Source organism: Nonomuraea sp. NPDC004354, from assembly GCF_053602555.1.
Genome location: NZ_JBSGDV010000003.1, coordinates 419,534 through 442,791 on the forward strand (window position 1 = coordinate 419,534; position 23,258 = coordinate 442,791).

Sequence of the window (23,258 nt, forward strand, 5' to 3'; positions counted from 1 at the left end):
GAGGGGTCCTAGCCGAACAGCCAGTCCAGGAGCCCCCCGGAACGCCTGTCGTCCGAGGGCGGCTGCTGGACGGGCGCGGGCGCCTCCGTGGCGGGAGCGGGCGCCTCGGTGCCGGTCGCCGGCGGGGCCTGGGTGGTCGGCTCGGCGGTCGGCTCGGTGGCAGGCTCGTTCTTGTTCGTCCGCTCCTTGACGGTCTCGTCGTTGAGCGTGCGGACCGGCCTGGAGCTGGGCTTGGTGGTGGGGGTGCCGAGACGGGTGGCCGTGGGCCTGGGCGTCTGGGGCGCCTTGCTCTGCCGTACGCGCGTGGGCGGCTCGGGGGTGGCGCTGACCGTCGCGGACGACTCGGGCGTCTGCGAGGGGTCGGTGACCGGCTCGACGGCGGGCTCGCTCGACGCCGGCTCCTCGACCGGCGACACGGTGACGGCGGGGGCCACCGAGCGGCTGGAGGCGCAGGACCCGCCCGCGCAGGCCTCGCCGCCGGAGCCGATCAGCATCCAGCCGCCGGCCGCGCCGACCACCACGACGGCCGCGGCCCCCGCCAGCAGGAGCCTGGTGCGCCTGCGCACCTCCCGCTCGGGCGCGTCGCCGTCCTCGGTCCAGCCGGAGCCGAGGAAGCCACGGGGGGACGACTCGCCCGCGGAGTCGAAGCCCTGGTCGAGGGGGAGGTACTGGGCCTCGGTCTCGGGCACCTCCATCGCGACCACGGGGGGCGCGTCCAGGACGGTCACCAGGGGCACCTCATCCGCCTCCGCGGCGGGAGCGGGAGCGGGAGCGGGGGCGGGGGCCGGCGCAGCGGCAGGCGCGGGAGCGGGGGGCTTGTCCTCCGCGACGACGGCGGGCTGCTCGTCGGTGTCAGCCGACTCGGGGGTCCAGCGGTCCGACAGCACGTCACCGGTCAAGTCAGGGCTGTCGTTCTCGTCGCGCGCCACGGTGGAACCTCTCTAGTGCTTACGTGATCGCGCACCTTCCTAACAGAAGCCGCCACAGTTTGTCTGGATATTTCACAAGAACCAGCGATCCAGTGCTCCACGCAGTGTCTCGTCCCCCGCCTCCGAGGTCCACGCGACGTACCCGTCCGGGCGCACAAGCAGGGCCTGGAAGGGGCTGTCGGCCTTCCCGCTGACCACCCGCGCGCGGGTCCCGACGGCACGAACGAGGTCGCTTCGGCCGTCGAGGTCGAGGAACAGCGGGCGGGCCGCCCGCAGCAGCTCGACAAGGGTGACCTGGCCGCGGTCAGTGGTGATGGTCAGGTCGGGGGCCATCCAGCCGGCGCCGGGCACGCCGACGTCGTAGACGGTGTCCACGCCGCTGATCATGCCGCTGAGGTAGGCGTTGACCTCGTCGAAGCGCATCAGCTCGGCGAACAGCTCCCGCAGCGGGTCCATCCGCGGATCGGGATCGGCCAGCGCGTTCTGCGCCCTGACGTTCCACAGCACCCTGGCCGCCACGGGGTGCCGCTCGGCGTGGTAGGTGTCGAGCAGACCGTCCGGCGCCCTGCCCTTCACCTGCGCGGCCAGCTTCCAGCCCAGGTTGACGGCGTCCTCCAGGCCGGTGTTGAGCCCCTGCCCGCCCCACGGGAAGTGCACGTGGGCGGCGTCGCCCGCCAGCAGCACCCGGCCGCTGCGGTAGTCCCGCGCCTGCAGCGCCGCGTCGCCGTACCTGGTCAGGCTGCGCGGGTCGGACATCGGGATCGGGAAGCCCGCGATGTACTCGGCCACCTCCTGAAGCTCCTCCAGGGTGACGGGCGCCTCCCTGTCGGCGTGCGGTCGCCGGAAGTCGTAGGTGGTGATCCGGCCGCCGGGCCAGACGATGAGCCAGCCGCGAGGGGTCCTGTGGTAGCCGCCCGGCAGGCCGGGCGGGAGCCGTACCTCGCCCATGAGGGCGGCCACGCGCGCCCCCGTGCCGTCGAACGGGATGCCCGCGGCCTTGCGGACGGCGCTGCGGGCGCCGTCGGCGCCGACCACGTAGCGGGCCGTCACCCCGTTGGACAGCAGCACGTGGTCGTCGCGCTGTTCCAGCCCGGTGACCTCCTGCCCGCGCATGATCGTCGCGCCGAGCGCCTGCGCCCGCTCGGCGAAGACGTGCTCGGCCCAGGCCTGCGGGCTGCCGACGATGGACGGGCCGCCATCGGTGACCGCGCCCAGGTCGAGGCCGAACATCCCGGAGAAGTGGAACCTGACGCTCCCCCAGGTCGGGTGGCCGACCGCGGTCAGCAGCCCCCGCCGGTCGAGGCTCTGCGCGGTGCGGGCGTGCAGGGTGCCCGCCTTGGACTCGGTGAGCGGTACGGCACGCCGCTCGACCACCACGACGTCGACCTCCTGGAGGGCGAGCTCGGCGGCGAGCAGCATGCCGACGGGTCCGCCCCCGACGACAGCGACATCGAACATGTGGCGACCTTTCGGTAGGGACTGGACGGTGAACACCGGCGAGGGCGCGGAGGTTGCGCCTGGCAGTCCATTCATATGTCCGGGATCAACGAACAGTACGAGATGTTCGTACAGTAGTCTGACCACGTCAAGTTCGACAGTTTCGTACACTGGTCCGATGGTGGCGCTTCATCCCACGCGGGAGCAGATCCAGCTCATCGAGGTCATGGCCGCGCTCGGCCACCCCGTGCGGGCCCAGATCGTCCGCAGGCTCTGGGAGCGGGGGGCGGACGAGGAGATGTTCTGCGGGTCCGTCCTGTCCGACGTGCCCAAGTCCACGCTCACCCACCACTGGCGGGTGCTGCGCGAGGCGGGAGTGATCTGCCAGCGGCCGGAGGGCCGCAAGCTGTTCATCACGCTGCGCCGCGCCGACCTGGACGCCCGCTTCCCCGGCCTTCTCGACCTGGTGGCCCAGGAATCCGGCGCGATGTGAGCGAACCGGGAGCCATCGCCGACGAAGATGGCCCCATGGTCACCCCCCTTCCCGACCCCGCCGCGGGGTCCCTTCCCGGCGCCACCGCGCTCGCCGGCCTGCGCGGCCGCGCCAGGTCGGCGCGCCGCTCCGCCCTGGTCGCGCTCACCGTGGCGATCTCCGCGCTGGCCACCACGCAGCTGCTGGCCGAGCGGGCGCCGACGAGGGAGGGCACCAGGCCGCTGGCCTGGCTGGCGCTGGCGGCCTTCGCGCTGGCCGTCCCCGTGCTCGCGGCGACGCAGGCGGTCTGGGCGGCACGGGCCCGGCGGGTGCGGCGGCGCGAGCACGCCCTCTACGGACGCCCTTCGGCCGGTCCGCGCCAGTCGGCAGGCCGGCTCGCCATGGCCGGCGGCTGGGCGGTGACGCTGCTGCTCGGCTTCACGGTGCCGCGGCTGTTCCAGGAGTCGGCGCTGTACGGCCTGGCCGACTCGCTGGCCGGGGCGCTGGAGGTCGCGGCGCCGGCCTGCCTGGCGGCGGGCGTCTGCTTCGCGCTGTGGTGGACGCGTGAGGCGCTGGCCGGCCGTACCGGGTCTCCGCACGACCCGTGGGATCCCGGTCAGGCGAGAGCGGGCAGACCGGCCGCGTGGGCGGGCGCCACGGTGACGACGGCGGCGCTGGTCGCGGCGCGGGCCCACCTGTGGGAACCGGCCGGCTGGCTGGTGTGCGTGCTGATGGCGGCGGCCCTCGTCTCAGTTGTAGTTACTCGCGAGTAGCATGGTGGGCCGAACCAGTCCTGCAACGAGGAGCGAATCCGTGCCTTCCTCTCGTGACGTCGTTTTCGTCGACGGCGTTCGCACGCCGTTCGGCAAGTCGGGGCCGAAGGGCCTGTACGCGGAGACCCGAGCCGACGACCTGGTCGTCCGCGTCATCCGCGAGCTGATGAGGCGCAACCCGGCGCTGCCGCCCGAGCGGGTGGACGAGGTCGCGGTCGCGGCCACCACCCAGATCGGCGACCAGGGCCTGACCATCGGGCGTTCGGCCGCGGTGCTGGCGGGGCTGCCCAAGAGCGTGCCCGGCTACGCCATCGACCGCATGTGCGCGGGCGCGATGACCGCGGTGACCACCGTCGCGGGCGGCATCGCCTTCGGCGCCTACGACGTGGCCATCGCCGGCGGCGTCGAGCACATGGGCCGCCACCCGATGGGTGAGGGCGTCGACCCCAACCCCAGGTTCCTGTCGGAGAAGCTGGTCGACGGCAGCGCGCTGGTCATGGGCATGACCGCCGAGAACCTGCACGACCGCTACCCCACCATCACCAAGGAGCGGGCCGACTCCTACGCCGCGCTCTCGCAGGAGAAGGTCGCCAAGGCCTACGCCGACGGCAAGATCCAGCCCGACCTGGTGCCCACGGCCGTCAGGACCGCCGAGAAGGGCTGGGGGCTGGCGGTAACCGATGAGGCGCCGCGACCGGGCACGACCGTCGAGGGCCTGGCGGGGCTGAAGACCCCCTTCCGCGCGCACGGCCGCGTCACCGCGGGCAACTCCTCCGGCATCAACGACGGCGCGACCGGCTGCATCGTGGCCGCCGCCGACGTGGCCGCCGAGCTCGGTCTCGCGCCGAAGATGCGCCTGGTCTCCTACGCCTTCGCCGGCGTCGACCCCGAGGTCATGGGCGTGGGCCCGATCCCGTCGACCGAGCGGGCGCTGCGCCTGGCCGGCCTGTCCATCGAGGACATCGGCCTGTTCGAGATCAACGAGGCGTTCGCCGTCCAGGTGCTGGCCTTCCTGGAGCACTTCGGCATCGCCGACGACGACCCCAGGGTCAACCCGTACGGCGGGGCGATCGCCTTCGGCCACCCGCTGGCCTCCTCGGGCGTCCGGCTGATGACGCAGCTGGCCCGCCAGTTCGGCGAGCGGCCCGACGTTCGGTACGGCATCACCACCATGTGCGTCGGCATGGGCATGGGCGGCACGGTCATTTGGGAGAACCTGGCATGAGCGACCTGTTCAAGGACGAGGTAGTCACCAAGGCGCTGGTGCGCGACGTCGAACTGCCGCACGGCGCGGGCACGATGGCGCTGATCACCCTGGACAACGGGTTCGACCACACCAAGCCGAACACCTTCGGCCCCGGCGGGCTGACCCTGCTGAACGAGGCCGTCGACGCCATCGCGGCCCGGAGCGACCTGGCGGCCGTCGGCGTCACGGGCAAGCCGTTCATCTTCGCCGTCGGCGCCGACCTCAAGGGCGCGGCCCTGGTGCGCACCCGCGAGGAGGCGCTGGAGATCGGCAGGCTCGGCCACGACGTCTTCCGCCGCCTCGGCGAGCTGGACATCCCCTCCTTCGCGTTCGTCAACGGCGCGGCCATGGGCGGCGGCCTGGAGATCGCGCTGCACTGCACCTACCGGACGATCTCCTCGGGCGTGCCCGCCGTGGCGCTGCCGGAGTGCTTCCTCGGCCTGGTGCCGGGGTGGGGCGGCACGCAGCTGCTGCCCCGCCTCGTCGGCCCGGCCAAGGCGATCAAGCTGATCATCGAGAACCCGCTGTCGCAGAACCGCATGATCAAGGGCGGCGACGCGTTCGCGCTCGGGGTCGCCGACGCCATGTTCGAGCCGGCCGACTTCCTGGAGGAGTCGCTGCGCTGGGCCGCCCAGGTGCTGACCGGCGCGGTCACGGTCGAGCGGCCCGCGATCGAGGAGGACTGGGACAAGGCCGTGGCTGATGCCCGCTTCCTGGTCGACATGAAGCTGCGCGGCGCGACGCCGGCCCCCTACCGGGCGCTCGATCTCATCGCCGCGGCCAAGGACGCCACCCGCGACGCCGGCTTCGCCGCCGAGGACGAGGCGCTGGCCGACCTGCTCATGGGCGACGAGCTGCGCGCCGGGCTCTACGCATTCGACCTGGTGCAGCGCCGGGCCAAGCGGCCGGCGGGCGCGCCCGACAAGGCGCTGGCCCGCAAGGTCACCAAGGTCGGCGTGGTCGGCGCGGGCCTGATGGCCTCGCAGATGGCGCTGCTGTTCGCCCGCCGGCTCGAGGTGCCGGTCGTGCTGACCGACCTGGACCAGGCGCGCCTGGACAAGGGCGTCGGCTACGTGCACGCCGAGGTGGACAAGCTCCTGTCCAAGGGCCGGGTCAGCCAGGACCAGGCCAACCGGCTCAAGGCCCTGGTCACCGGTTCGCTGACCAAGGACGCCTTCGCCGACGCCGACTTCGTCATCGAGGCCGTCTTCGAGGACATGGGCGTCAAGAAGAAGGTCTTCGCCGAGGTCGAGGAGCACGTCTCGGCCGAGTGCGTGCTGGCCACCAACACCTCCTCGCTGTCGCTCAGCGAGATGGGCGCCGAGCTGAGGCACCCGGAGCGGCTGGTCGGCTTCCACTTCTTCAACCCGGTCGCCGTGATGCCGCTGCTGGAGATCATCAAGGGCGCCTCGACCGACGACGCGACGCTGGCGACGGCGTTCACGGTGGCCAGGTCGCTGAAGAAGTCGGCGGTGCTGGTCAAGGACGCGCCCGCGTTCGTGGTCAACCGGCTGCTCACGAGGTTCATGGGCGAGGTCTTCGCCGCCGTCGACGAGGGCACGCCGCTCGAGGTGGCCGAGCACGCGCTCGACGACCTGGGCCTGCCGATGACGCCGTTCGCGCTGCTGCAGCTCGTCGGCCCGGCCGTCGGCCACCACGTGTCGGAGACCCTGCACGCGGCCTTCCCGTCGCGCTTCGGCGTGTCCGACAACATGGCCAAGCTGGTCGCCTCGGGCAAGCCGGGCGTCTACGCCGCCGACTTCTCGCTCGACCCGGAGGTCGTGGCCATGTTCGCGGGCGGCACGTCGCCCTCGACGGCCGAGCAGGTCCGCGAGCGGGTGCTGCGGGCGCTGGCCGAGGAGATCCGCATCATGCTCGACGAGGGCGTGGTGGCCGCCGCGCAGGACATCGACCTGTGCATGATCCTCGGCGCGGGCTGGCCCTTCCACCTCGGCGGCGTCACGCCGTACCTGGACAGGGCGGGCGTGTCGGCCCCGCGCTTCCTCGAGCCTGGGGTGGCCTCGGTTCCGGCCTGATGAAGGCGGCGGGCGGGGCCGTCTTCACGCTCTGACGCGCCGCCGCCTGACCACGACGAGGGTCAGGCCCGCCGCGGCGGCCACGCCCAGCCCGAGCCAGTACGGCCACGGCCCGCCGGCCGGGACCGGGCCGGGTTCAGCGCCCGGACGGCCGCCCTGGCCGGTGGCCGGACCGGGAGTGGCAGCGGCGGCGGGAGCTGAAGCGGCGGGCAGCGCCGCCGCGGCGGGTGTGGCCGGCGCGCCCTGCCTGACGAAGCCCGGAGGGCGCACCGCGCCCCACGGGTCCTTGCCGCCGTTCATGGACAGGTAGCCGGCGATCATGCGCTTGAGCTCGGGGTCGAGCGGCCTGACCGCCAGGGGGCCGGGCACCGTGAGCGTGCCGACGTCGTAGGGCGCGAACCAGCCCTGGATCGCCTCCACCCGCCAGTGGCCCGCGGGCAGGGCGATCGCGGCGGCGTAGTGGCCCTTCTCCTTCAGCGGCACGCCGGTGAACTCGAGGCTCCTGGCACCGCTGGTGAACTTCAGGCCCACCGTGCCGAGCTTCCTGGCCACCTCGTAGGGGTGGGTGCCGTGCTGCAGCATCCAGAAGCCGACGGTGTAGGTGGCGTCCGGGGCGAAGGTCGCGGGGACAGGGTCGAGGTAGGTGGCGGCCCAGCCGCCCGCCCGCGCGGGGGCCGCGGTGGCCAGGGCGGGCAGCAGGAGGGCCAGGACCAGCACGATGCGTCTCATGCTCCCGATACACCGCCCCGCCCCTCGGGGTTCCCGCCCGCGCCCGGCCGGCCCCACCGGTGTGCTCCGGTGGCGGGTCCGGCCAGGCGCGGGCCAGGCTGTCAGGGGGCGCAGGTGAACGCGGCCGAGGCCCAGTCGGCGTGGTCGGCCCCGTTGCCGTCACCCGCGTCGCCCACGACCAGGTCGACGTAGGTGGCACCCTTGATGTCGGCCGCGATCTCCAGCGGTTGCGCCGCCCCCGTCAGGGTGGGCGACCGGTAGACCTCCTTCCCGTCGGCCAGCACCGCGAAGGTGACCGACCCGGCCTGCACCTCGTCGTCCACGCCCACCGTGGCGGTGAACGCCGAGCACGCGCCGCCCGTGTGGTAGGAGACCCTGGAGGGGGCGTGCGCCCCGAGCCCCTTGGCGTGGCCGGTCCCGCCGAGCGTGATCGGCCGGCCGTCGCCGGCGCCGCTCTCGCCGTTGCTGCGGTCCTTCTCCACCGGCCCCCAGCCGTTGTCGGCCGACAGCCAGGTCACCTCCGACGCCCACGCCTGGCCCTTGGGCGGGTCGGGCAGCTTCGTGGTCGCCACCGTGGCGGCGAAGACGTGGACGGCGGCGTTGTCGGGCAGCGTGACCGCGACGATCTTCTTGGCCGGGTTCACCCTGACCTGGTTGTAGAAGACGCGGTAGTCGACGGTCGGGAACTGGTTCGCGCCCGCGGGCAGGTTCTTGCCCTTGTGCGAGAAGGCGGGCTTGGAGCCGTGCGAGCCCGGGTCGACGCAGCACCAGTTGGCGAAGCCGAGCGTGCCGGTGTCGCTGGTGCCGTCGTCGTAGTGGACGGTCAGCGGGCCCCTGGCCTGCGTGCTGGTGCCGGTGCCGAGGAAGGCCAGGGTGTTGCCCTGCCCCTGCAGCGCGATCGTCTGGGCTGCCGCCGCCACGTTGTCGGGCTGCCCCGGCCGGATGGAGGGCCAGGTGAACGGCACGCCCTGCACGGTCAGCGACGCGCCGGGGGTGACGCCCGCCGCGGCCAGGCGCTGGTAGGAGAAGCTGCCGCCGCCCCCGTCGATGTTGCCCTTGCCCGGGTCGGCGTCGTCGGTGACGCCGATGTTGGCGAAGGCGGCCGCGAGCGAGGCGTGCGGCACCTTGGCCGCGGTCGCCGCCGTGGCGGTGTGGCGCTCCTGGTGCGCCCGGTAGGCGGCGGTGACGGTGAGGGTGACCGTACCGGCCTTGGCGTCGGCGGGGACGGCGACGGCGACGGTCTTGTCCACGCGCCGGCCGTCGGCGACGCTTCCCGCCGGGACGGGAGCCGGCGCGCTCCAGCCCTCGGGCACGCGGACGCCGAGCTCGACGTCGCGGATCGTGCCGCCGGTGGTGTTGGTGACGGAGACGGGCACCTCGACCGTCGCGCCGGGGGTCAGCATGGCGGGCAGCTCGGCGGCGACGGCGACGTCGGTGTCGCCGGGGTGCCTGCCGCCGAGCACGGTGGCGCCGGTCAGCCTGAGCTCCGCGCTCCCGGCGGTGGACAGGGCCGGGACGCGCGCCCTGACGGTGGCGCCGTCGGCGTACCAGCCGCTCTCGCCGGCCGCGTACCGCTCGGCGGTGATCTCGGGCAGCTTCTGCTTGCCGTAGCGCACCTGGTGGGGTGCGCCGCCGAGGTGCACGACCAGCTCGTACGGCCGGGCGGCGGGCTTGCCGGCGTACTCGCCCTCGAGCGCGCCGATCCCCACGGTGATCACGCCCGAGCCGTCCCGCGGCGCCTTGACGGTGAAGGTCTGGGTGGCCGACTGGCCGGTGGCGAACGCGCGGGTCCTGCCGTCGTCGGCGTACATGGCGAAGGTCGACTCGCCGCTCGGGTAGAGGTCCAGCGTCAGCGGGTCGGCCGGCCGGTGCTCGGCGTGGTTGTTGACGCCCTCGCGGTACATGGGCACGATCGCGCCGGCCCGGACGAACAGCGGCAGCCGGTCCAGCGGCGCGCTGTAGCCGCCGAGCGTCTTGGGGCCGTTGTGCACCTCGCCGCTCCAGTAGTCGACCCAGCGGCCCTCGGGCAGGTAGATGCCGGTGCGGACGTCCCCCGCGGTGTGGACGGGCGCGACCAGGAAGTCCCTGCCCGCCAGGAACTCGTCCTTGACCTGCCAGGCGGTCTCGTCGCGCGGATACTCCATCACCAGCGCCCGGTTGACGGGGACGCCGGTGCGGTGCGCCTCGGCGGCGTGGGTGTACAGGTAGGGCAGCAGCCGTTCGCGCAGCTTGAGGTACTTGCGGTTGATGGAGGTGTACGGCTCGCCGCGCGTCCACGGCTGCTTGTCGTGGGAGGCCCAGCCCGACATCGACATCAGCACCGGCGTGAACGCCTTCCACTGCAGGTCACGCACGTACGACTCGCCGCTGCCGCCGAAGATGCCGTCGATGTCGCCCGCCGTGAACGGCATGCCGGAAAGGCCGGCGCCGGTGATGGCCGGGACCTGCCAGCGGATGGCGTCGAGCGTGCCGTAGTGGTCGCCGGTCCACTGCACGGCGCAGCGCTGCGAACCCGCCCAACCCTCGACCATCCAGACGAAGCGGCGGGCGTCGGAGTACCTCTCGATGCCGCCGGCGGCTTCCTCGCATCCGGTCAGCGCGTGCCGGTAGCCCGCGCCGACCCAGGCGACGTCCAGCTTGCGGACCCGCACGCCCGCGTCCCTGACCTCGGACTCCTGGTTGGTCAGCGCGCGCTCGGTCCACAGGCCCAGTTCGACGCCGCGCTGGCGCAGCAGCCGGCCCGCCTCCGGCAGGTCGGTGTACTCGCAGCCGTAGCCGTCGTTGACCAGCATCCAGCCGCGCGGCATGTCGTTGTCGACGTAGCCCTGCGCGACCGTGGCGGCGCTGGGTGTCGTCCACTTCTTCGGGTTCTTGCCGCCGGTGTAGGTCGGGCTGGAGTGGTTGTAGCAGTCGGCGTCGCCCATCTCCAGGCCGTAGATCGGCGGCATCAGCGGCCGTCCGGTCAGCTCGGTGTAGCGGTCGAGCGGCGTCTTCAGGTCGTACGGCCGGCCGACGAAGTAGTAGGCGTCGAAGCGCTGCTCCTGGTGGGTGGCGACCAGCGGCTGCTTGAAGGCGTAGCTGCCGGGCGCGAAGGTGTCGCGCAGCACGCCGTACCCGGCGGTGCTGACGTAGTACGGCACCGCGTTGGGGTAGCCCTCGTCGTCCCAGTCGTGGTTGGCGGCGACGTTGACGACCTGGCCGGTGTGGTTGAGGCGGCCGTTCTGCATGCCGCCGCCGAAGAACTGCTCCTTGGCGACGGGGGCGAGGGTCTGCCGGGTGCCGGCGGCGTCCCAGGACAGCGGGGCGCTCTCGGCGAGCACCTGGCTGCCGTCGGCGCGGAAGACGCTGACCAGCGCCGGGCTCTTGCCGATCTTGACGGTCAGCGCGCCCGTGCTGATCTCGTAGCGGTCGGCGAGCTCCTTCCACGTGGAGGGCACCGCCGGGTAGTCGGTCTTGACGACGATCTTCGCGCCCTGGCCGGTGTTGGCGGGGTCGGTGAAGGTGCCGTCAGGGGCGAGTTCGAGGCGGAAGACGTCGTCCCGCTGGAAGGTGACGCGGAGCCTGGCGGCGCCCGCCTGCGCGGTGTAGACGCCGTTGTCGGCGGCGAGCGCGGTGATCGGTTCGAGGGTGTCGGCGTGCGCCGTGGCGGGTGTCGCCACCACGCCGAGGGTGACGAGCGCGGCGGTCGCTAACCAGCACGTGATGCTGCGCATGGGCATGAGCCTCCGGGGGGTCTGCGCAATTCTGCGCACACCGTAAGCTCCTTATGCAGCTTTCTACAAGATGCTCATGCGTGCGGACCCGCGCGCCCGGCGGGGACGCGCGCCCGGCCGTCCCGGGGGTTACCTGGGTGCGCCGCTGCGGGAGCGGGCGACCATGCTGTGGCGGTAGCTGTACAGGAAGTAGATCACCGCACCGACGATCAGCCAGGCGAAGAACCGCAGCCACGTCTCCACCGGCAGGTTCAGCATCAGGTAGAAGCAGGCCAGCACGGACAGGATCGGCAGCAGCGGCACCATCGGCGCGCGGAAGGCACGGTGCAGGTCCGGCCGGGTCCGCCGCAGGATGATCACTCCCACCGACACCACGACGAAGGCGAACAGGGTGCCGATGTTGACCAGTTCGGCCAGCGCGCTCAGCGAGATCAGCCCCGCCAGCACCATGGTGACGAAGCCGACGATGACGGTGATGCGCGCGGGCGTGCCGTACTTCGGGTGGACCTTGGACAGCACACGCGGCAGCAGCCCGTCGCGGCACATGGCGAACAGCACCCGGGTCTGGCCGAGCATGAGGATCATGACCACGGTGGTCAGGCCCGCGATGGCGCCGATGCTGATCAGGCCGGCGATCCACGGCTGGCCGACCGCGCGGAAGGCGTCGGCCAGCGGGGCGTCCACGCTGAGCCGGCTGTAGGGCTGCATGCCGACCACGACGAGAGAGACGGCGACGTAGAGGAAGGTGCAGATGGCCAGCGAGCCGATGATGCCGCGCGGCAGGTCGCGCTGCGGGTTGACGGTCTCCTCCGCGGCCGTGGCCACGATGTCGAAGCCGATGAAGGCGAAGAAGACGATCGCGGCGGCGGAGAAGATGCCGATCACGCCGTAGGCGACGGGCGTGATGCCGAACAGCACCTGGATCAGCGGCGCGCCGAGCCCCTGGACGGCCGGGCTGGACTTGGGGGCCGGGATGAACGGCGTGTAGTTCTGGGCGGTGACGTAGAACAGGCCGGCGACGATCACCAGCAGGATCACCGCCACCTTGATGATCACGATCACGAGGTTCACCCGGGACGACAGCTTGATGCCCAGCACCAGGATCACGGTCAGGAGCGCGACGATCGCCATGGCCGGATAGTTGACCTCGAGGCCGAACACCGTGAGCGTGGGGAGATGCACGCCGACGGTGTTCAGCAGCGAGGTGAAGTAGCCTGACCAGCCGACCGCCACCACCGCCCCGGCCAGCGCCATCTCGAGCATCAGGTCCCAGCCGATGATCCAGGCGGGGAACTCGCCCAGCGTGGCGAAGGAGAAGGTGTAGGCCGAGCCCGCGACGGGGATCGTCGAGGCGAACTCGGCGTAGCACAGTGCGGCCAGGGCGCACACGACGCCCGCGACCACGAACGACAGTGCGACGGCCGGGCCCGCCGTGTCCCTCGCCACCTGTCCGGTCAGCACGAAGATGCCGGTGCCGACGATCACGCCGATGCCGAAGACGGTCAGATCGACGGCCGACAAACGCTTCTTGAGCTGGTGCTCGGGTTCCTCGGTGTCTCTGATCGACTGTTCGACACTCTTGGTGCGGAAGATCTCCATTTTGTGAGTTTTCCCACACGACCGGTGACCATTCGCAGGTCAGCGACCCCGGTCCCGCGCCACGGTCGTTTTCCCCGATGAGCGGGGCCCGACGGGGCCCGGCCGGAAGGGCGGCGGCCCCTCCTCCGAGTGGCCGGACGACCTCCGGGTCGGCCCGGGGTCGGGCCCCGATGGGTGCCGGCCGGCCCGCCGCCAGGCTGGGGGCATGTTCGGGGACCTGCTCGACGCGCTCGCCGCCCAGGATCTGCTCCTGGTGTGGCCCCTCATGCTGACCTTCCTCACCCTGGACGCCTCCGTCGGCGTCGGTCTCATCGTCCCCGGCGATGCGCTGCTCATCGTCGCGGGCACGACCGCCGACACACCGGCCGAGGCCGCCACGCTCGTCGCGGCCGGCGTGCTGGCCTGCGTGACGGGCGCCTCCGGCGGCCACTGGACGGGCAGGACGTTCGGTTCCCGCCTGCGCCACGGTCGCCTGGGCCGCCGGGTGGGCGAGGAACGCTGGCAGCGCGCCGAGGAGCTGTTCGAGCGCAGCGGGTGGGCGCTGGCCCTGGCCTACTTCCTGCCGGTGGTGCACGCGCTCACCCCGGCGGTGGCCGGGGCGCTCGGCGTGCCGTACCGGAGGTTCATGCCGTGGGCGCTGATCGGCGGCACCGCGTGGGTGAGCGCCTACGTGACGGTCGGCGCGCTCGCGGGCGGGGTCGTCCGCGAGCACGCCGAACTGCTGCTGCCGGTGGCGGCCGTGGCGGCGCTCGTCATCGTGACGCTGTCCGCCGTGGTGCGCCGGGCGGTCACTGCTGGGCGGGCTGCCGCTCCAGAGCCGAGCCGCGCTTCGCGACCGCCTCGGTGATGTCGCGGGCGAGGTCCTGGCCGGTCAGGCCCGCGTAGCCGAGGATCTTGGGCCGCTTGGCGTGGTCGAGGAAGCGCTGCGGGATGCCGAACGTGCGCACCGGCACGTCGACGTCGTTGTCGCGCAGCAGCCGGGCGACCGCGTCGCCGACGCCGCCGACCCTGCCGTTGTCCTCGACGACCGCCACGAGCTTGTGCGCGGCGGCGGCCAGCACCAGCGCCTCGTCGAGCGGCTTGACCCAGCGCGGGTCGACGACGGTGGCGGAGATGCCCTGCGCGTCGAGGAGCACGGCGGCCTCCAGCGCGGCGTGGGCCATGGGGCCGACGGCGACCAGGAGCACGTCGGGCTCGCCCGCGCGCAGCACGTCCATCTCGCCGAGCTTTCCGATCGCCTCGACGGTCTCGGCGACGGGCCCCTTGGGGAAGCGCAGCACGGTCGGCGCGTCGTCGACGGCGACGGCCTCGCGCAGCAGCTCGGTCAGCCGCTCGCCGTCGCGCGGCACCGCGATCCGCAGCTCGGGCACGACCTGCAGGATCGACAGGTCCCACATGCCGTTGTGGCTGGCGCCGTCGTCACCGGTGACGCCCGCCCGGTCGAGGACGACGGTGACGGGCAGCTTGTGCAGGGCGACGTCCATCAGCAGCTGGTCGAAGGCCCGGTTGAGGAAGGTGGCGTAGACGGCGACGACGGGGTGCAGCCCGCCGAGCGCGAGCCCGGCCGCGCTGGTCAGCGCGTGCTGCTCGGCGATGCCGACGTCGTAGGTGCGGTCGGGGAAGGCGTCGGCGAAGGCGTTGAGCCCGGTCGGGTGCAGCATGGCCGCGGTGATGGCGACCAGGTCGTCGCGCTCCTTGCCGAGCTCGACCAGCTCCTCGCTGAACACGTTGGTCCAGATGCGGCCCTTGGGCTTCTCCACGCCGGTGTCCCTGTCGAAGGCGCCGGGCGAGTGGAACTGGTCCTCGTCGTGGTTCTCGGCGGGCGCGTAGCCGCGGCCCTTCTGGGTGAGGACGTGGACGATGACGGGGCCGCCGAAGCCGCGCGCCTTGCGCAGGGCCTCCTCCACGGCCTGCTCGTCATGGCCGTCGATGGGGCCGACGTACTTCAGGCCGAGGTCCTCGAACATCACCTGCGGCGCCAGGACGTCCTTGACGCCCTTCTTGATGCCGTGGAGGGCGTCGTAGACGACGGGCACGTTGCCGATCTTGTTCTTGACGAACTCGAGCAGGTCCTCGTAGCGGCGGTCGACCCTGAGCTTGGCCAGGTGCGTGGCCAGGCCGCCGATGGTCGGCGAGTAGGAGCGCCCGTTGTCGTTGACCACGATCACGCACGGCAGGTCCTTGACGGCCGCGATGTTGTTGAGCGCCTCCCACGCCATGCCGCCGGTCAGCGCGCCGTCGCCGATGACCGCGACCGCCACCCGCTCGCGCTCGCCGCGCAGCTTGAACGCCTTGGCCAGGCCGTCGGCGTAGGACAGCGCGGTCGAGGCGTGGGAGTTCTCCACGAAGTCGTGCGGGGACTCGGCCTGGCTCGGGTAGCCGGACAGCCCGCCCTCCTGCTTGAGCGCGTCGAAGCCGCCCGCCCGGCCGGTGAGCATCTTGTGCACGTAGGACTGGTGGCCGGTGTCCCAGATGATCGGATCACTCGGCGAGTCGAACACCCGGTGAAGCGCGATGGTCAACTCGACGACGCCCAGGTTGGGGCCGAGGTGCCCGCCGTTCCTCGCGCAGGACTCGACGAGGAGGTCGCGAACCTCCTGGGCGAGCCGCGGCAACTCCTCCACCGCAAGCCGTTTGACGTCGTGCGGTCCCTTGATCGAGGCCAGCAGCCCGCTCACGGAATCATCCCCTCATCCACTCGCCAACGGATCGAAGTCTAGTTCGTGAAGCAGAAGATGACTCCATGGAGTCAAATGCACCCTGATTTGTCCGATCTTGGCCTAGGGTTGACCCACTATGAACACTGTCCCCCTTAGGAAACTCTCGTCACTTGTGTCGGCTGGGCTGGTTCTTGCCCTGATGGGCGTGGGTACGGCAGGCGTCGCGGAGGCGTCGACCGCGACCACCCAGGAGGCCGCGGCCGCCCAGGCGGCGCCTCCGAGAGGGAAGGCCGCGGCGACGAGCAGCCCGCTGTACAAGACCGGGACGCTCGCCCGCTCCAACTGCGCGCCGGGAGAGATCCAGCGTGGCAGCACGGCGGCCTACAAGCACTTCCTCCAGGCGTTCACCAATTGTCTCAACCGCGCGTGGGCATCGGAGTTCAAGCAGGCCAGGCTGCCGTTCGCCAAGCCCAGGTTGCGGATCATCACCTCCAAGCGCAACACCGCCTGTGGCAGGTGGCTGACGGGCGCCTCCGGCGTCTACTGCTCCGCCGACAGGACCATGTACATGCTGATCACCAAGACGGAGCTGCGTAACCCGTCGCCGGTCGGCATCGGCCGGCTGATGGCCCACGAGTACGGCCACCACGTGCAGCAGATCGCCGGCATCATGCCCTGGTACGCCCAGGCCAGCTGGCGCGCGAGCAAGTCCGCCAAGCTCGCCTACTCCCGCCGCCTCGAGCTGCAGGCCGAGTGCATGTCGGCGGTCTTCATGAAGTCGGTGAAGGACACCCTGCCGGTCGACGAGGCCTACTACCAGCAGATCATCGACTGGTTCGGTGAGAAGGGCGCCTCCATCTGGCCGCAGAACGACCACGGCTCCAGCGCCAACCAGGCCCGCTGGATGCAGCGCGGGTGGGACTACGGGGCCCCCGCCGCGTGCAACACCTGGACCTCTCCCGCCAGGTACGTCTCGTAGTTCATGATCTCCGGACACGACGGCCGCGCCTTCCGGCGCGGCCGTTGTGTGGTCTAAAGTCCTGTGACTATGCGTTCCCCCTTATTCGCCGTGCTTTCCGGCGTTCTGGCGAGCCTGTTGTTCGCCGGTACGGCCGCCGCAGGAACCACCGGCTTCCCGCGGGTCCTGACCGACAACAGGGTCTACAAGACCGGGGCGATGGAGCTCAAGGAGTGTGAGGAGCAGCCGGTCCAGCGTGACTCGCTCGACGGGGCCAAGGTCTACCTGGAGTTCGTGCTCGACTGTCTCAACGACTCGTGGAGCCGCCAGCTGGCCAAGGCGAAGATCCCCTTCGTCAAGCCGAAGTTCGGCGTCGTGAGCAAGCCGGGTCAGCCGGTGGGCAAGTGCGGCAAGTTCCCCCTGGGCGCGCAGGCGCTCTACTGCCCGCCCGAGCGCAAGATGACGGTCCTGCTGGACCCCGCCATCCTGTCCGAGCCGACCGAGCTGTTCCTGATGGAGGTCGTGGCCCACGAGTACGGTCACCACATCCAGGAGCTGACCGGCATGATCGACGTCGTCGACCGGGTCAAGGGCAAGAGCAAGAAGCGCATCTACGACGAGGCCCGCAGGATCGAGCTGCAGGCCGAGTGCTTCTCCGGCGCCTTCATCGGCAGCGTGTGGCACTCGCTCGGCCGGCGTGACTTCGACTTCAAGTACATCCTGAAGGTCGCCCAGGCCGGGTTCGACGACGGCATCCACGGCAAGCCCGCCAACATCGCCTACTGGCTCAAGCGCGGCTTCGACGCCGAGTCGCCGAACGCCTGCAACACCTTCGGCGCCCCCAAGGCGCGCGTCTCCTGACGTCCTGTCCCGCTACCCCACTACCCCACGGTGTCCGCGATCGCTCCGATCGCGGACACCGTCGTCTTGCGGGCCCCTTGCGGGGGACGGCCTGCCGGGCGCGGGGTTCGCCTCAGCCGCCCGCTCGGGCCAGTGCCTCCAGCGGATCGGCCAGCACGTTCGCGAAGGCCAGCTCGGCCGCGCCGACCAGCGTGGCGTCGTCGCCCAGCGCCGAGGTGCGCAGGCGCAGCTTCTCCCGGTGGGCGGGCAGCGCGTCGACGGCCAGGCGGCTGCGCACCTGGGCGGCCGCGCCGAGGTAGATCTCGCGCAGCATCCCGCCGAACACGACCATCTCCGGGTTGAAGATGTTGACCAGGTTGGCCACGCCCAGGCCGAGCCAGTCGCCCACGCGGCTGAGCGCGTCCTGCGCGACGATGTCGCCCCGGTCGGCGGCGTCGACGACGGCCCTGACCGCGTCGCGGCCCAGCGGCCCCTCGACGCGCCCTGCCGGCGCCCGGCCCGCCGCCTCCAGCAGCGCCCGCTCCCCCACCTCCGCCTCGAGGCAGCCGTGGGAGCCGCACCCGCACAGGCGGCCACCCGGGTGGACGACCATGTGGCCGAGCTCGCCGCCGAAGCCGTCGTGCCCGCCGAGCAGGTGGCCGCCGGCGATGACGCCGCCGCCCACGCCGACGTCGCCGTGCAGGTAGATGAGGTCCCGCACGGCGGCGCCCACGCCACGGGTGTGCTCGGCCAGCGCCCCCAGGTTGGCGTCGTTGCCGACGCTGACCGGCAGGCCGAGAGCCAGCTTCCGGCTCAGCGCCTCGCCGAACGGCACGTCCTCGGCCAGCAGGTTGGGCGCGTACTTGAGGACGCCGTCGCTCCTGCGCACCCCGCCGGCGACCGCGGCCGCCGCGCCGACGCAAACGGTGTCGGCGCGGGTCTTGCGGTGCATCTGCCTGGCGAAGCCGGACAGCGCGCCGACGACCTCGTCCAGGTCGAAGGCGCCGCGCCGCCGTACCGTCTCGCGCCGGTCGAGGATCACCCCGCCGAGGCCGACGCGGGCCACGACCAGCCGGTCGGGGCCCAGGTCGAAGGCGAAGACGTAGACCCGCGACGACTCCGGCCGCACCACCAGGGAGGGCCGCCCCGCGCGGCCGGTCTCGCGCGGAAGTTCCTCGCGCACCAGGCCCGCCGCGGTCAGGTCGGAGGTCAGGGCCATGATCGTGCTGCGGTTCAGGCCCATCCTGGAGGTCAGCTCGGCCCGCGAGGTGGGCCCGCCGAGATGGACGTGACGAAGCAGCGCGCCCAGGTTGTGGCGCCTGATCTCCTCCTGGGACGGGCCCGCTCGCATCGTTCGTGGATCCTTTGAAGTGCCGAATTCGCTGATCACCTTAGACCAGCGGCCGCTGCCCTACGACGGGCGAGGGCGTCCACGCCCGCCGCCAGCAGCAGCACCGATCCGGTCACCATGAACTTCTCGCTGGAGGCGAAGCCCAGCAGGCCCATGCCGTTGTCGATGACCGCGATGACGGCTCCGCCGAGGACGGCGTCCAGCACCCTGCCCTTGCCGCCGAACAGGCTCGTCCCGCCGATGACGGCCGCGCCCACGGCGTAGAGGAGGACCTGGCTGCCGCCGGTGTTCGGGTCGACGGACGCGCCGCGCGAGGCGGCGATGATCCCGCCGACGGCGGCGATCGCCGAGCAGATGACGAAGGCGCTCACCTTGATCCGGTCGACGTTGATGCCCGCCCGGCGCGAAGCCTCGGCGTTGCCGCCGACCGCGTAGAGGTGGCGGCCGAAGCGGGTCCTGCCGAGCACGAACGTCCAGACGACCAGCAGGGCCAGCACGATCGGGACGACGACGGGCACGCCGCTCAGCGACGCCACCGCGGGGTTGCGGCTGCGCTCCAGGTTGAGCACGAAGACGGCCACACCCGTGAGCACGGCCAGCGTGCCGACCCTCGCGGCGATCAGCGAGAACGGATCGGCGACCAGGCCGCGCCCGCTCCGCTTGACCGACCTGGTGATCTGGACGGCCGCGTAGCCGCCCACGCCGACCAGCCACAGCGCCCAGCCCAGCGCGGCGGGCAGGTTCTTGTTGGCGATGGCGAGGATGGTCTCGTCGCGGATGGAGATGTTGGTGCCCTCCTCGAGGATCGCCAGCAGGACGCCCTGGAAGGCGAGGAAACCGGCGAGCGTGACGATGAAGGAGGGGATGCCGAGCTTGGCCACCAGCACGCCGAGCACGAGGCCGATGACGACGCCGGTGAGGATGGCCGCCAGGACGCACACGTACCAGGGCAGGCCCATGCCGGTCAGCGTGACCGCCAGCACGGCCGCGCACAGGCCGCTGGCGAAACCCGCCGACAGGTCGATCTCGCCGATCAGCAGGACGAAGACCAGCCCCATCGCGATGACGGTGACCTGCCCGCCCTGCTGGAAGAGGTTGGCGAAGTTGACCGGGGTCAGGAACACCGGCTTGAGCACGGCGAACACCGTGCACAGGACGACCAGGCCGAGCACGGCGGGCAGCGCGCCCATGTCGCCGCCGCGGACCCGCTCCAGGTAGGCGCGGGCGCTGTTGCCGACCGAGGGCCGGCGGGCCGCGGTGACGATCGCCCCGTCCTCGGCGGGGTCGCTGGTGAGAATCCTGCCGCTCATGCCGAGACCCCGTTCCTGAGACCCAGGTCTCCGCTGCGCCCCGCGGTGATCAGTTCGACGACCTGCGCGTGGGTCACGTCGGAGGTCTTGACCTGGGCGGCCATCCGCCCGAGGTAGAGGGCCGCGATCCGGTCGGAGACGGCGAAGACGTCGTTCATGTTGTGCGAGATCAGCACGACCGCGAGGCCCTTGTCGGCGAGCCTGCGGACCAGTTCGAGCACCTGACCGGTCTGCGCGACGCCGAGCGCGGCGGTGGGCTCGTCGAGGATGACGACCTTGCTGTTCCACAGCACGGCCTTGGCGATGGCGACGGTCTGCCGCTGGCCGCCGGACAGGCTGGAGACCTTCTGCCTGATGGACTTGACGGTCCTGACCGACAGGCCGGAGAGCGTCTGCTGGGCCATCTCCTCCATCGTGGCCTCGTCGAGCACCAGGCCGCTCCTGCGCTCCCTGCCCAGGAACATGTTCTGGACGATGTCGAGGTTGTCGCAGAGCGCGAGGTCCTGGTAGACGATCTCGATGCCCAGCTCGCCCGCGTCGCGGGGCCCGTTGACCTGGACCTGCCTGCCGTCGAAGAAGTAGTCGCCGGCGTCGATCGGGTGGATGCCGCCGATGCACTTGACCAGGGTGGACTTTCCTGCGCCGTTGTCGCCGACCAGCGCGGTCACCTCGCCCGCGTAGGCGGAGAAGGCGACGTCGTGCAGGACCTGCACGGGACCGAAACTCTTGTCGATCCCTCGGACTTCAAGAACGGGGTTCATATGCTGCGTCCTCCACCGGGGGTACGGCTGCCGCCAGCCGTACCCCCGGCCGCGATCACGGGATTCCCGGCCTACTGGATTCCGGCTTCGGTGCACTTGGCGGCGAACTCGCCCGTGCACAGCTCTTCCTTGGCGACGAAGCCGTCGGCCACGACGTCCTTGACGCTGTCGAAGAAGATCGCCTGGGGGTCGAGCAGGACGGCGGGCACGTCCTGGCCGCTCTCGGTGTCCTTGACGCTGCCGGTGGCCGCGGGCTTCTCGCCCTTGGCCAGCGCGACCGCCAGCGCGGAGGCCGCGTCGGCCTCCTTCTTGATCGCCTTGTAGACGGTCATGCACTGGTCGCCGGCGAGGATGTTCTGCAGGCCCTGGACGGTCGCGTCCTGGCCGGTGACCGGCACCTTGCCGTTGAGGTTGTTCTTCTTCAGCACGGTGATGGCGGCGTTGCCGAGGCCGTCGTTGGCCGCGAGCACGCCGGCGATCTTCGACTCGCCGGTGAGCATCTGCTCGAAGATCGTGCCGGCCTTGGCGTTGTCCCACTCGGGAACCGACTCGTCCGGGCCCTTCACGAACTCGCCGGAGTCGAACTTCGGCTTGAGCACGCCGTCGTAGCCCTGCTTGAACAGCGTGGCGTTGTTGTCGGTCGGCGAGCCGTTGAGGTAGGCGACGATGGGCTTGGCGGCCTTCTTGTCGGCCAGGCACCTGGCCAGTCCCTCGCCCTGCAGGGTGCCGACCTTGGTGTTGTCGAAGCTGACGTAGTAGGCCGCGCCGCCGCCCAGCGTGAGCCGGTCGTAGTCGATCGTGGCCACGCCCTGCGACTTGGCCTTGCTCAGCACGGCCTTGCCGGTGCCGGAGTCCAGGTTCACGATCATCAGCACGGTCGCGCCGTTGGTGATCATCTGGTCGGCGATGGTCTGGAAGGCGTTCTTGTCGCCTTGGGCGTTCTGGATGTCGTAGGCGACGCCCGCGGCCTTGAACGCCTCCTCGAGGTACTTGCGGTCCGCGGTCTCCCACCTGGCCGAGGACTTGCTGTCGGGAAGGATGACGCCGATCTTGCCCGTGGCGGCCGCGCTGGAGGCGGGCGCCGCGCTGGACTGGGCAGTACCGGCCTGGGTGGTGCCACCGCTGTCGCCCCCGCACGCGGTGAGACCGAGGGTCGTCGCCGCTGCCACGGCGGTCAGGCTGAGGATCCCCTTGCGCATGGTGCAAGGTCCTTTCTGGGGGATGGACGGGGGGTGGGGGTTCCACCGGTCGTACGGCGGCGCCTTGCCGTACGCGGTGAATGTTGTCTGCGGCAACGTATTCCGCCGCGGCCTGCTTTGGAAGACCCTCATCCGGCTGAGTTTGTTGTGGCGGGTAACAATCCAGAAACACCCCGCTCAACCGATCACGCTCTGCGTGATCAGCGCCAGCGCCGAGAACACGGCCACCGTGAGGACCGCGCCCCTCACCCCCTTGCCGTCGAGATGGCGCCGCAGCGGCCCGGAGGCGAGGAAACCCCCGATCACGAACGGCACGAGCAGCCCTCCCGTCGCCAGCGCCCTGGCGGGCAGGCGGTCGACGAACCAGAGGATGAGCAGCGACTGGGAGGCGCTGAGGAAGAAGAAGGCCGCCAGCGTGGCACGGATCTGCGGGCCCTTGGCGCTCTGGTAGACCAGCGCGACCGGCGGACCGCCGATGCCGGTGGCAGTACCGGTGATGCCGGAGGCGAAACCCGCCGTCGTGGTCGTCCACCCGTTCCTGGGGACGGCGACGGCCCGGGCGGTCAGCGCGACGGCGACCAGGACCATGACGCCGACGAAAACGCCGAGCGTCTGAGTGGAGACATGGACGACGACGAGAGCCCCGACCGCGCTGCCCGGCAACCGGCCGACCACTGCGAACCCGAGACCACGCCAGTCGATCCTGCGCCACTCGGCGGCCAGCGTGAACAGCGGCAGGGTGGCGTTGACCACCTGGATGGCGCCGGGCATGAGAGTGGGGTCGAGCATCGTCACGACCGGGGCGGCGACCAGGCCGAGCCCGAAGCCGACACCGCCTTGGACGATCGCGCCGACCAGCACCGCCGAACCTGCCAATATCACGATCACGGCCTCGGAAGTCATGGGCTCTATGCTGCAGGACCGTGCGACTCCCCCTTCTCTCCATCCCCACGTGCGCCGCGCTCGTCCTCCTCCCGGCCACCACGCCCGCAGCCCAGGCGTCCCCCACTGACCCGCCCTTCCGCGGGCCGCTCTCCTTCGCGTCACACTCGTCGGCGTCGCCCGCCCCCGGACTGCCCTCGCCGACCTCGCCCTCCCCCGGACTGCCCTCGCCGACCTCGCCCTCCCCCGGACTGTCCTCTGCCGCCTCGCCCTCCCCTGGGCGGACCTCTCCCGCTTCCCCCTCTCCTGGACCGTCCTTGGCCTGGTTGACGCCCTCTGACATGCGCTCTCCCACCACACCCA

At 71.6% G+C, this 23,258-nt stretch carries 18 protein-coding genes; 7 read left to right on the forward strand and 11 right to left on the reverse strand.

Going from position 1 to position 23,258, the window contains the following annotated elements; translation table 11 throughout:
• Positions 1-8 precede the first annotated feature (8 nt).
• Together ACWENQ_RS12680 and ACWENQ_RS12685 are read right to left on the reverse strand one after the other, a co-directional pair.
• Complete coding sequence (locus ACWENQ_RS12680) at positions 9-929, reverse strand: hypothetical protein (protein ID WP_452414182.1); 921 nt, start codon at positions 927-929, stop codon at positions 9-11.
• 72 nt (positions 930-1,001) lie between these two features.
• Positions 1,002-2,387, reverse strand: a complete 1,386-nt coding sequence (locus ACWENQ_RS12685) for an FAD-dependent monooxygenase (protein WP_452414184.1) — start codon at positions 2,385-2,387, stop codon at positions 1,002-1,004.
• Between the two features lie 157 nt (positions 2,388-2,544).
• On the opposite strand from ACWENQ_RS12685, the gene ACWENQ_RS12690 reads away from it, so the two are divergent.
• The 4 genes from ACWENQ_RS12690 to ACWENQ_RS12705 are packed head-to-tail and all read left to right on the forward strand — an operon-like array spanning position 2,545 to position 6,893.
• Positions 2,545-2,859, forward strand: a complete 315-nt coding sequence (locus tag ACWENQ_RS12690) for an ArsR/SmtB family transcription factor (RefSeq protein WP_354904395.1) — start codon at positions 2,545-2,547, stop codon at positions 2,857-2,859.
• Between the two features lie 35 nt (positions 2,860-2,894).
• Positions 2,895-3,611: a hypothetical protein gene (locus ACWENQ_RS12695; protein ID WP_452414186.1), complete on the forward strand. Its 717-nt coding sequence runs from the start codon at positions 2,895-2,897 to the stop codon at positions 3,609-3,611.
• Between the two features lies 1 nt (position 3,612).
• Positions 3,613-4,836, forward strand: a complete 1,224-nt coding sequence (locus ACWENQ_RS12700; protein WP_452414188.1) for a thiolase family protein — start codon at positions 3,613-3,615, stop codon at positions 4,834-4,836.
• A complete protein-coding gene (locus ACWENQ_RS12705) occupies positions 4,833-6,893 on the forward strand; it encodes a 3-hydroxyacyl-CoA dehydrogenase NAD-binding domain-containing protein (protein WP_452414190.1) in 2,061 nt (686 codons plus the stop codon). The genes ACWENQ_RS12700 and ACWENQ_RS12705 overlap by 4 nt, the downstream gene beginning before the upstream one ends.
• A 24-nt stretch (positions 6,894-6,917) precedes the next feature.
• On the opposite strand, the gene ACWENQ_RS12710 is transcribed toward ACWENQ_RS12705, so the two are convergent.
• From ACWENQ_RS12710 to ACWENQ_RS12720, 3 genes are all read right to left on the reverse strand, one after another.
• The gene (locus ACWENQ_RS12710; RefSeq protein ID WP_452414192.1) at positions 6,918-7,622 is read right to left on the reverse strand and encodes a hypothetical protein; all 705 of its coding nucleotides are present in this window, start codon (positions 7,620-7,622) and stop codon (positions 6,918-6,920) included.
• A 101-nt stretch (positions 7,623-7,723) separates the two neighbouring features.
• Entirely contained in the window at positions 7,724-11,335 is a 3,612-nt protein-coding gene (locus ACWENQ_RS12715; protein ID WP_452414194.1) for an NPCBM/NEW2 domain-containing protein, read from the reverse strand.
• A 129-nt stretch (positions 11,336-11,464) separates the two neighbouring features.
• Positions 11,465-12,934, reverse strand: coding sequence for an amino acid permease (locus tag ACWENQ_RS12720; protein WP_452414195.1), 1,470 nt, complete (start codon positions 12,932-12,934; stop codon positions 11,465-11,467).
• A 205-nt stretch (positions 12,935-13,139) separates the two neighbouring features.
• Here ACWENQ_RS12720 and ACWENQ_RS12725 point away from each other — a divergent pair, with 205 nt between their 5' ends.
• Positions 13,140-13,781 carry a DedA family protein gene (locus tag ACWENQ_RS12725; RefSeq protein WP_452414197.1) on the forward strand — a complete coding sequence of 214 codons (642 nt, stop codon included), beginning with the start codon at positions 13,140-13,142 and terminating at the stop codon, positions 13,779-13,781.
• Here the strand turns inward: ACWENQ_RS12725 and dxs are convergent.
• Positions 13,723-15,612, reverse strand: a complete 1,890-nt coding sequence (dxs, locus tag ACWENQ_RS12730; RefSeq protein WP_449924354.1) for a 1-deoxy-D-xylulose-5-phosphate synthase — start codon at positions 15,610-15,612, stop codon at positions 13,723-13,725. The two genes, ACWENQ_RS12725 and dxs, sit on opposite strands and share 59 nt — an antisense overlap.
• A 154-nt stretch (positions 15,613-15,766) precedes the next feature.
• On the opposite strand from dxs, the gene ACWENQ_RS12735 reads away from it, so the two are divergent.
• Together ACWENQ_RS12735 and ACWENQ_RS12740 are read left to right on the forward strand one after the other, a co-directional pair.
• A complete protein-coding gene (locus ACWENQ_RS12735; RefSeq protein ID WP_449924357.1) occupies positions 15,767-16,573 on the forward strand; it encodes a neutral zinc metallopeptidase in 807 nt (268 codons plus the stop codon).
• A 69-nt stretch (positions 16,574-16,642) separates the two neighbouring features.
• Positions 16,643-17,413 carry a neutral zinc metallopeptidase gene (locus ACWENQ_RS12740; RefSeq protein ID WP_354904413.1) on the forward strand — a complete coding sequence of 257 codons (771 nt, stop codon included), beginning with the start codon at positions 16,643-16,645 and terminating at the stop codon, positions 17,411-17,413.
• A 112-nt stretch (positions 17,414-17,525) separates the two neighbouring features.
• On the opposite strand, the gene ACWENQ_RS12745 is transcribed toward ACWENQ_RS12740, so the two are convergent.
• From ACWENQ_RS12745 to ACWENQ_RS12765, 5 genes are all read right to left on the reverse strand, one after another.
• Positions 17,526-18,743, reverse strand: a complete 1,218-nt coding sequence (locus tag ACWENQ_RS12745; RefSeq protein WP_449924361.1) for an ROK family transcriptional regulator — start codon at positions 18,741-18,743, stop codon at positions 17,526-17,528.
• Between the two features lie 35 nt (positions 18,744-18,778).
• Complete coding sequence (locus ACWENQ_RS12750; protein WP_452414199.1) at positions 18,779-20,053, reverse strand: sugar ABC transporter permease; 1,275 nt, start codon at positions 20,051-20,053, stop codon at positions 18,779-18,781.
• Positions 20,050-20,814 carry an ATP-binding cassette domain-containing protein gene (locus tag ACWENQ_RS12755; RefSeq protein ID WP_354904420.1) on the reverse strand — a complete coding sequence of 255 codons (765 nt, stop codon included), beginning with the start codon at positions 20,812-20,814 and terminating at the stop codon, positions 20,050-20,052. Before ACWENQ_RS12755 ends, ACWENQ_RS12750 begins: the two co-directional genes overlap by 4 nt.
• 71 nt (positions 20,815-20,885) lie before the next feature.
• Positions 20,886-22,013: a sugar ABC transporter substrate-binding protein gene (locus ACWENQ_RS12760; RefSeq protein WP_354904423.1), complete on the reverse strand. Its 1,128-nt coding sequence runs from the start codon at positions 22,011-22,013 to the stop codon at positions 20,886-20,888.
• Positions 22,014-22,190: 177 nt separating this feature from the next.
• Positions 22,191-22,916, reverse strand: a complete 726-nt coding sequence (locus tag ACWENQ_RS12765; protein ID WP_449924369.1) for a TSUP family transporter — start codon at positions 22,914-22,916, stop codon at positions 22,191-22,193.
• Positions 22,917-23,258 lie beyond the last annotated feature (342 nt).

Coding starts and splice junctions, on each gene's coding strand:
- ACWENQ_RS12760 (WP_354904423.1), bottom strand. CDS start 22,013: ATGCGCAAGGGGATCCTCAGCCTGACCGCCGTGGCAGCGGCGACGACC.
- ACWENQ_RS12705 (WP_452414190.1), top strand. CDS start 4,833: ATGAGCGACCTGTTCAAGGACGAGGTAGTCACCAAGGCGCTGGTGCGC.
- ACWENQ_RS12725 (WP_452414197.1), top strand. CDS start 13,140: ATGTTCGGGGACCTGCTCGACGCGCTCGCCGCCCAGGATCTGCTCCTG.
- ACWENQ_RS12690 (WP_354904395.1), top strand. CDS start 2,545: ATGGTGGCGCTTCATCCCACGCGGGAGCAGATCCAGCTCATCGAGGTC.
- ACWENQ_RS12740 (WP_354904413.1), top strand. CDS start 16,643: ATGCGTTCCCCCTTATTCGCCGTGCTTTCCGGCGTTCTGGCGAGCCTG.
- ACWENQ_RS12685 (WP_452414184.1), bottom strand. CDS start 2,387: ATGTTCGATGTCGCTGTCGTCGGGGGCGGACCCGTCGGCATGCTGCTC.
- ACWENQ_RS12695 (WP_452414186.1), top strand. CDS start 2,895: ATGGTCACCCCCCTTCCCGACCCCGCCGCGGGGTCCCTTCCCGGCGCC.
- ACWENQ_RS12750 (WP_452414199.1), bottom strand. CDS start 20,053: ATGAGCGGCAGGATTCTCACCAGCGACCCCGCCGAGGACGGGGCGATC.
- ACWENQ_RS12720 (WP_452414195.1), bottom strand. CDS start 12,934: ATGGAGATCTTCCGCACCAAGAGTGTCGAACAGTCGATCAGAGACACC.
- ACWENQ_RS12765 (WP_449924369.1), bottom strand. CDS start 22,916: ATGACTTCCGAGGCCGTGATCGTGATATTGGCAGGTTCGGCGGTGCTG.
- ACWENQ_RS12715 (WP_452414194.1), bottom strand. CDS start 11,335: ATGCGCAGCATCACGTGCTGGTTAGCGACCGCCGCGCTCGTCACCCTC.
- ACWENQ_RS12745 (WP_449924361.1), bottom strand. CDS start 18,743: ATGCGAGCGGGCCCGTCCCAGGAGGAGATCAGGCGCCACAACCTGGGC.
- ACWENQ_RS12755 (WP_354904420.1), bottom strand. CDS start 20,814: ATGAACCCCGTTCTTGAAGTCCGAGGGATCGACAAGAGTTTCGGTCCC.
- ACWENQ_RS12710 (WP_452414192.1), bottom strand. CDS start 7,622: ATGAGACGCATCGTGCTGGTCCTGGCCCTCCTGCTGCCCGCCCTGGCC.
- ACWENQ_RS12700 (WP_452414188.1), top strand. CDS start 3,613: ATGGTGGGCCGAACCAGTCCTGCAACGAGGAGCGAATCCGTGCCTTCC.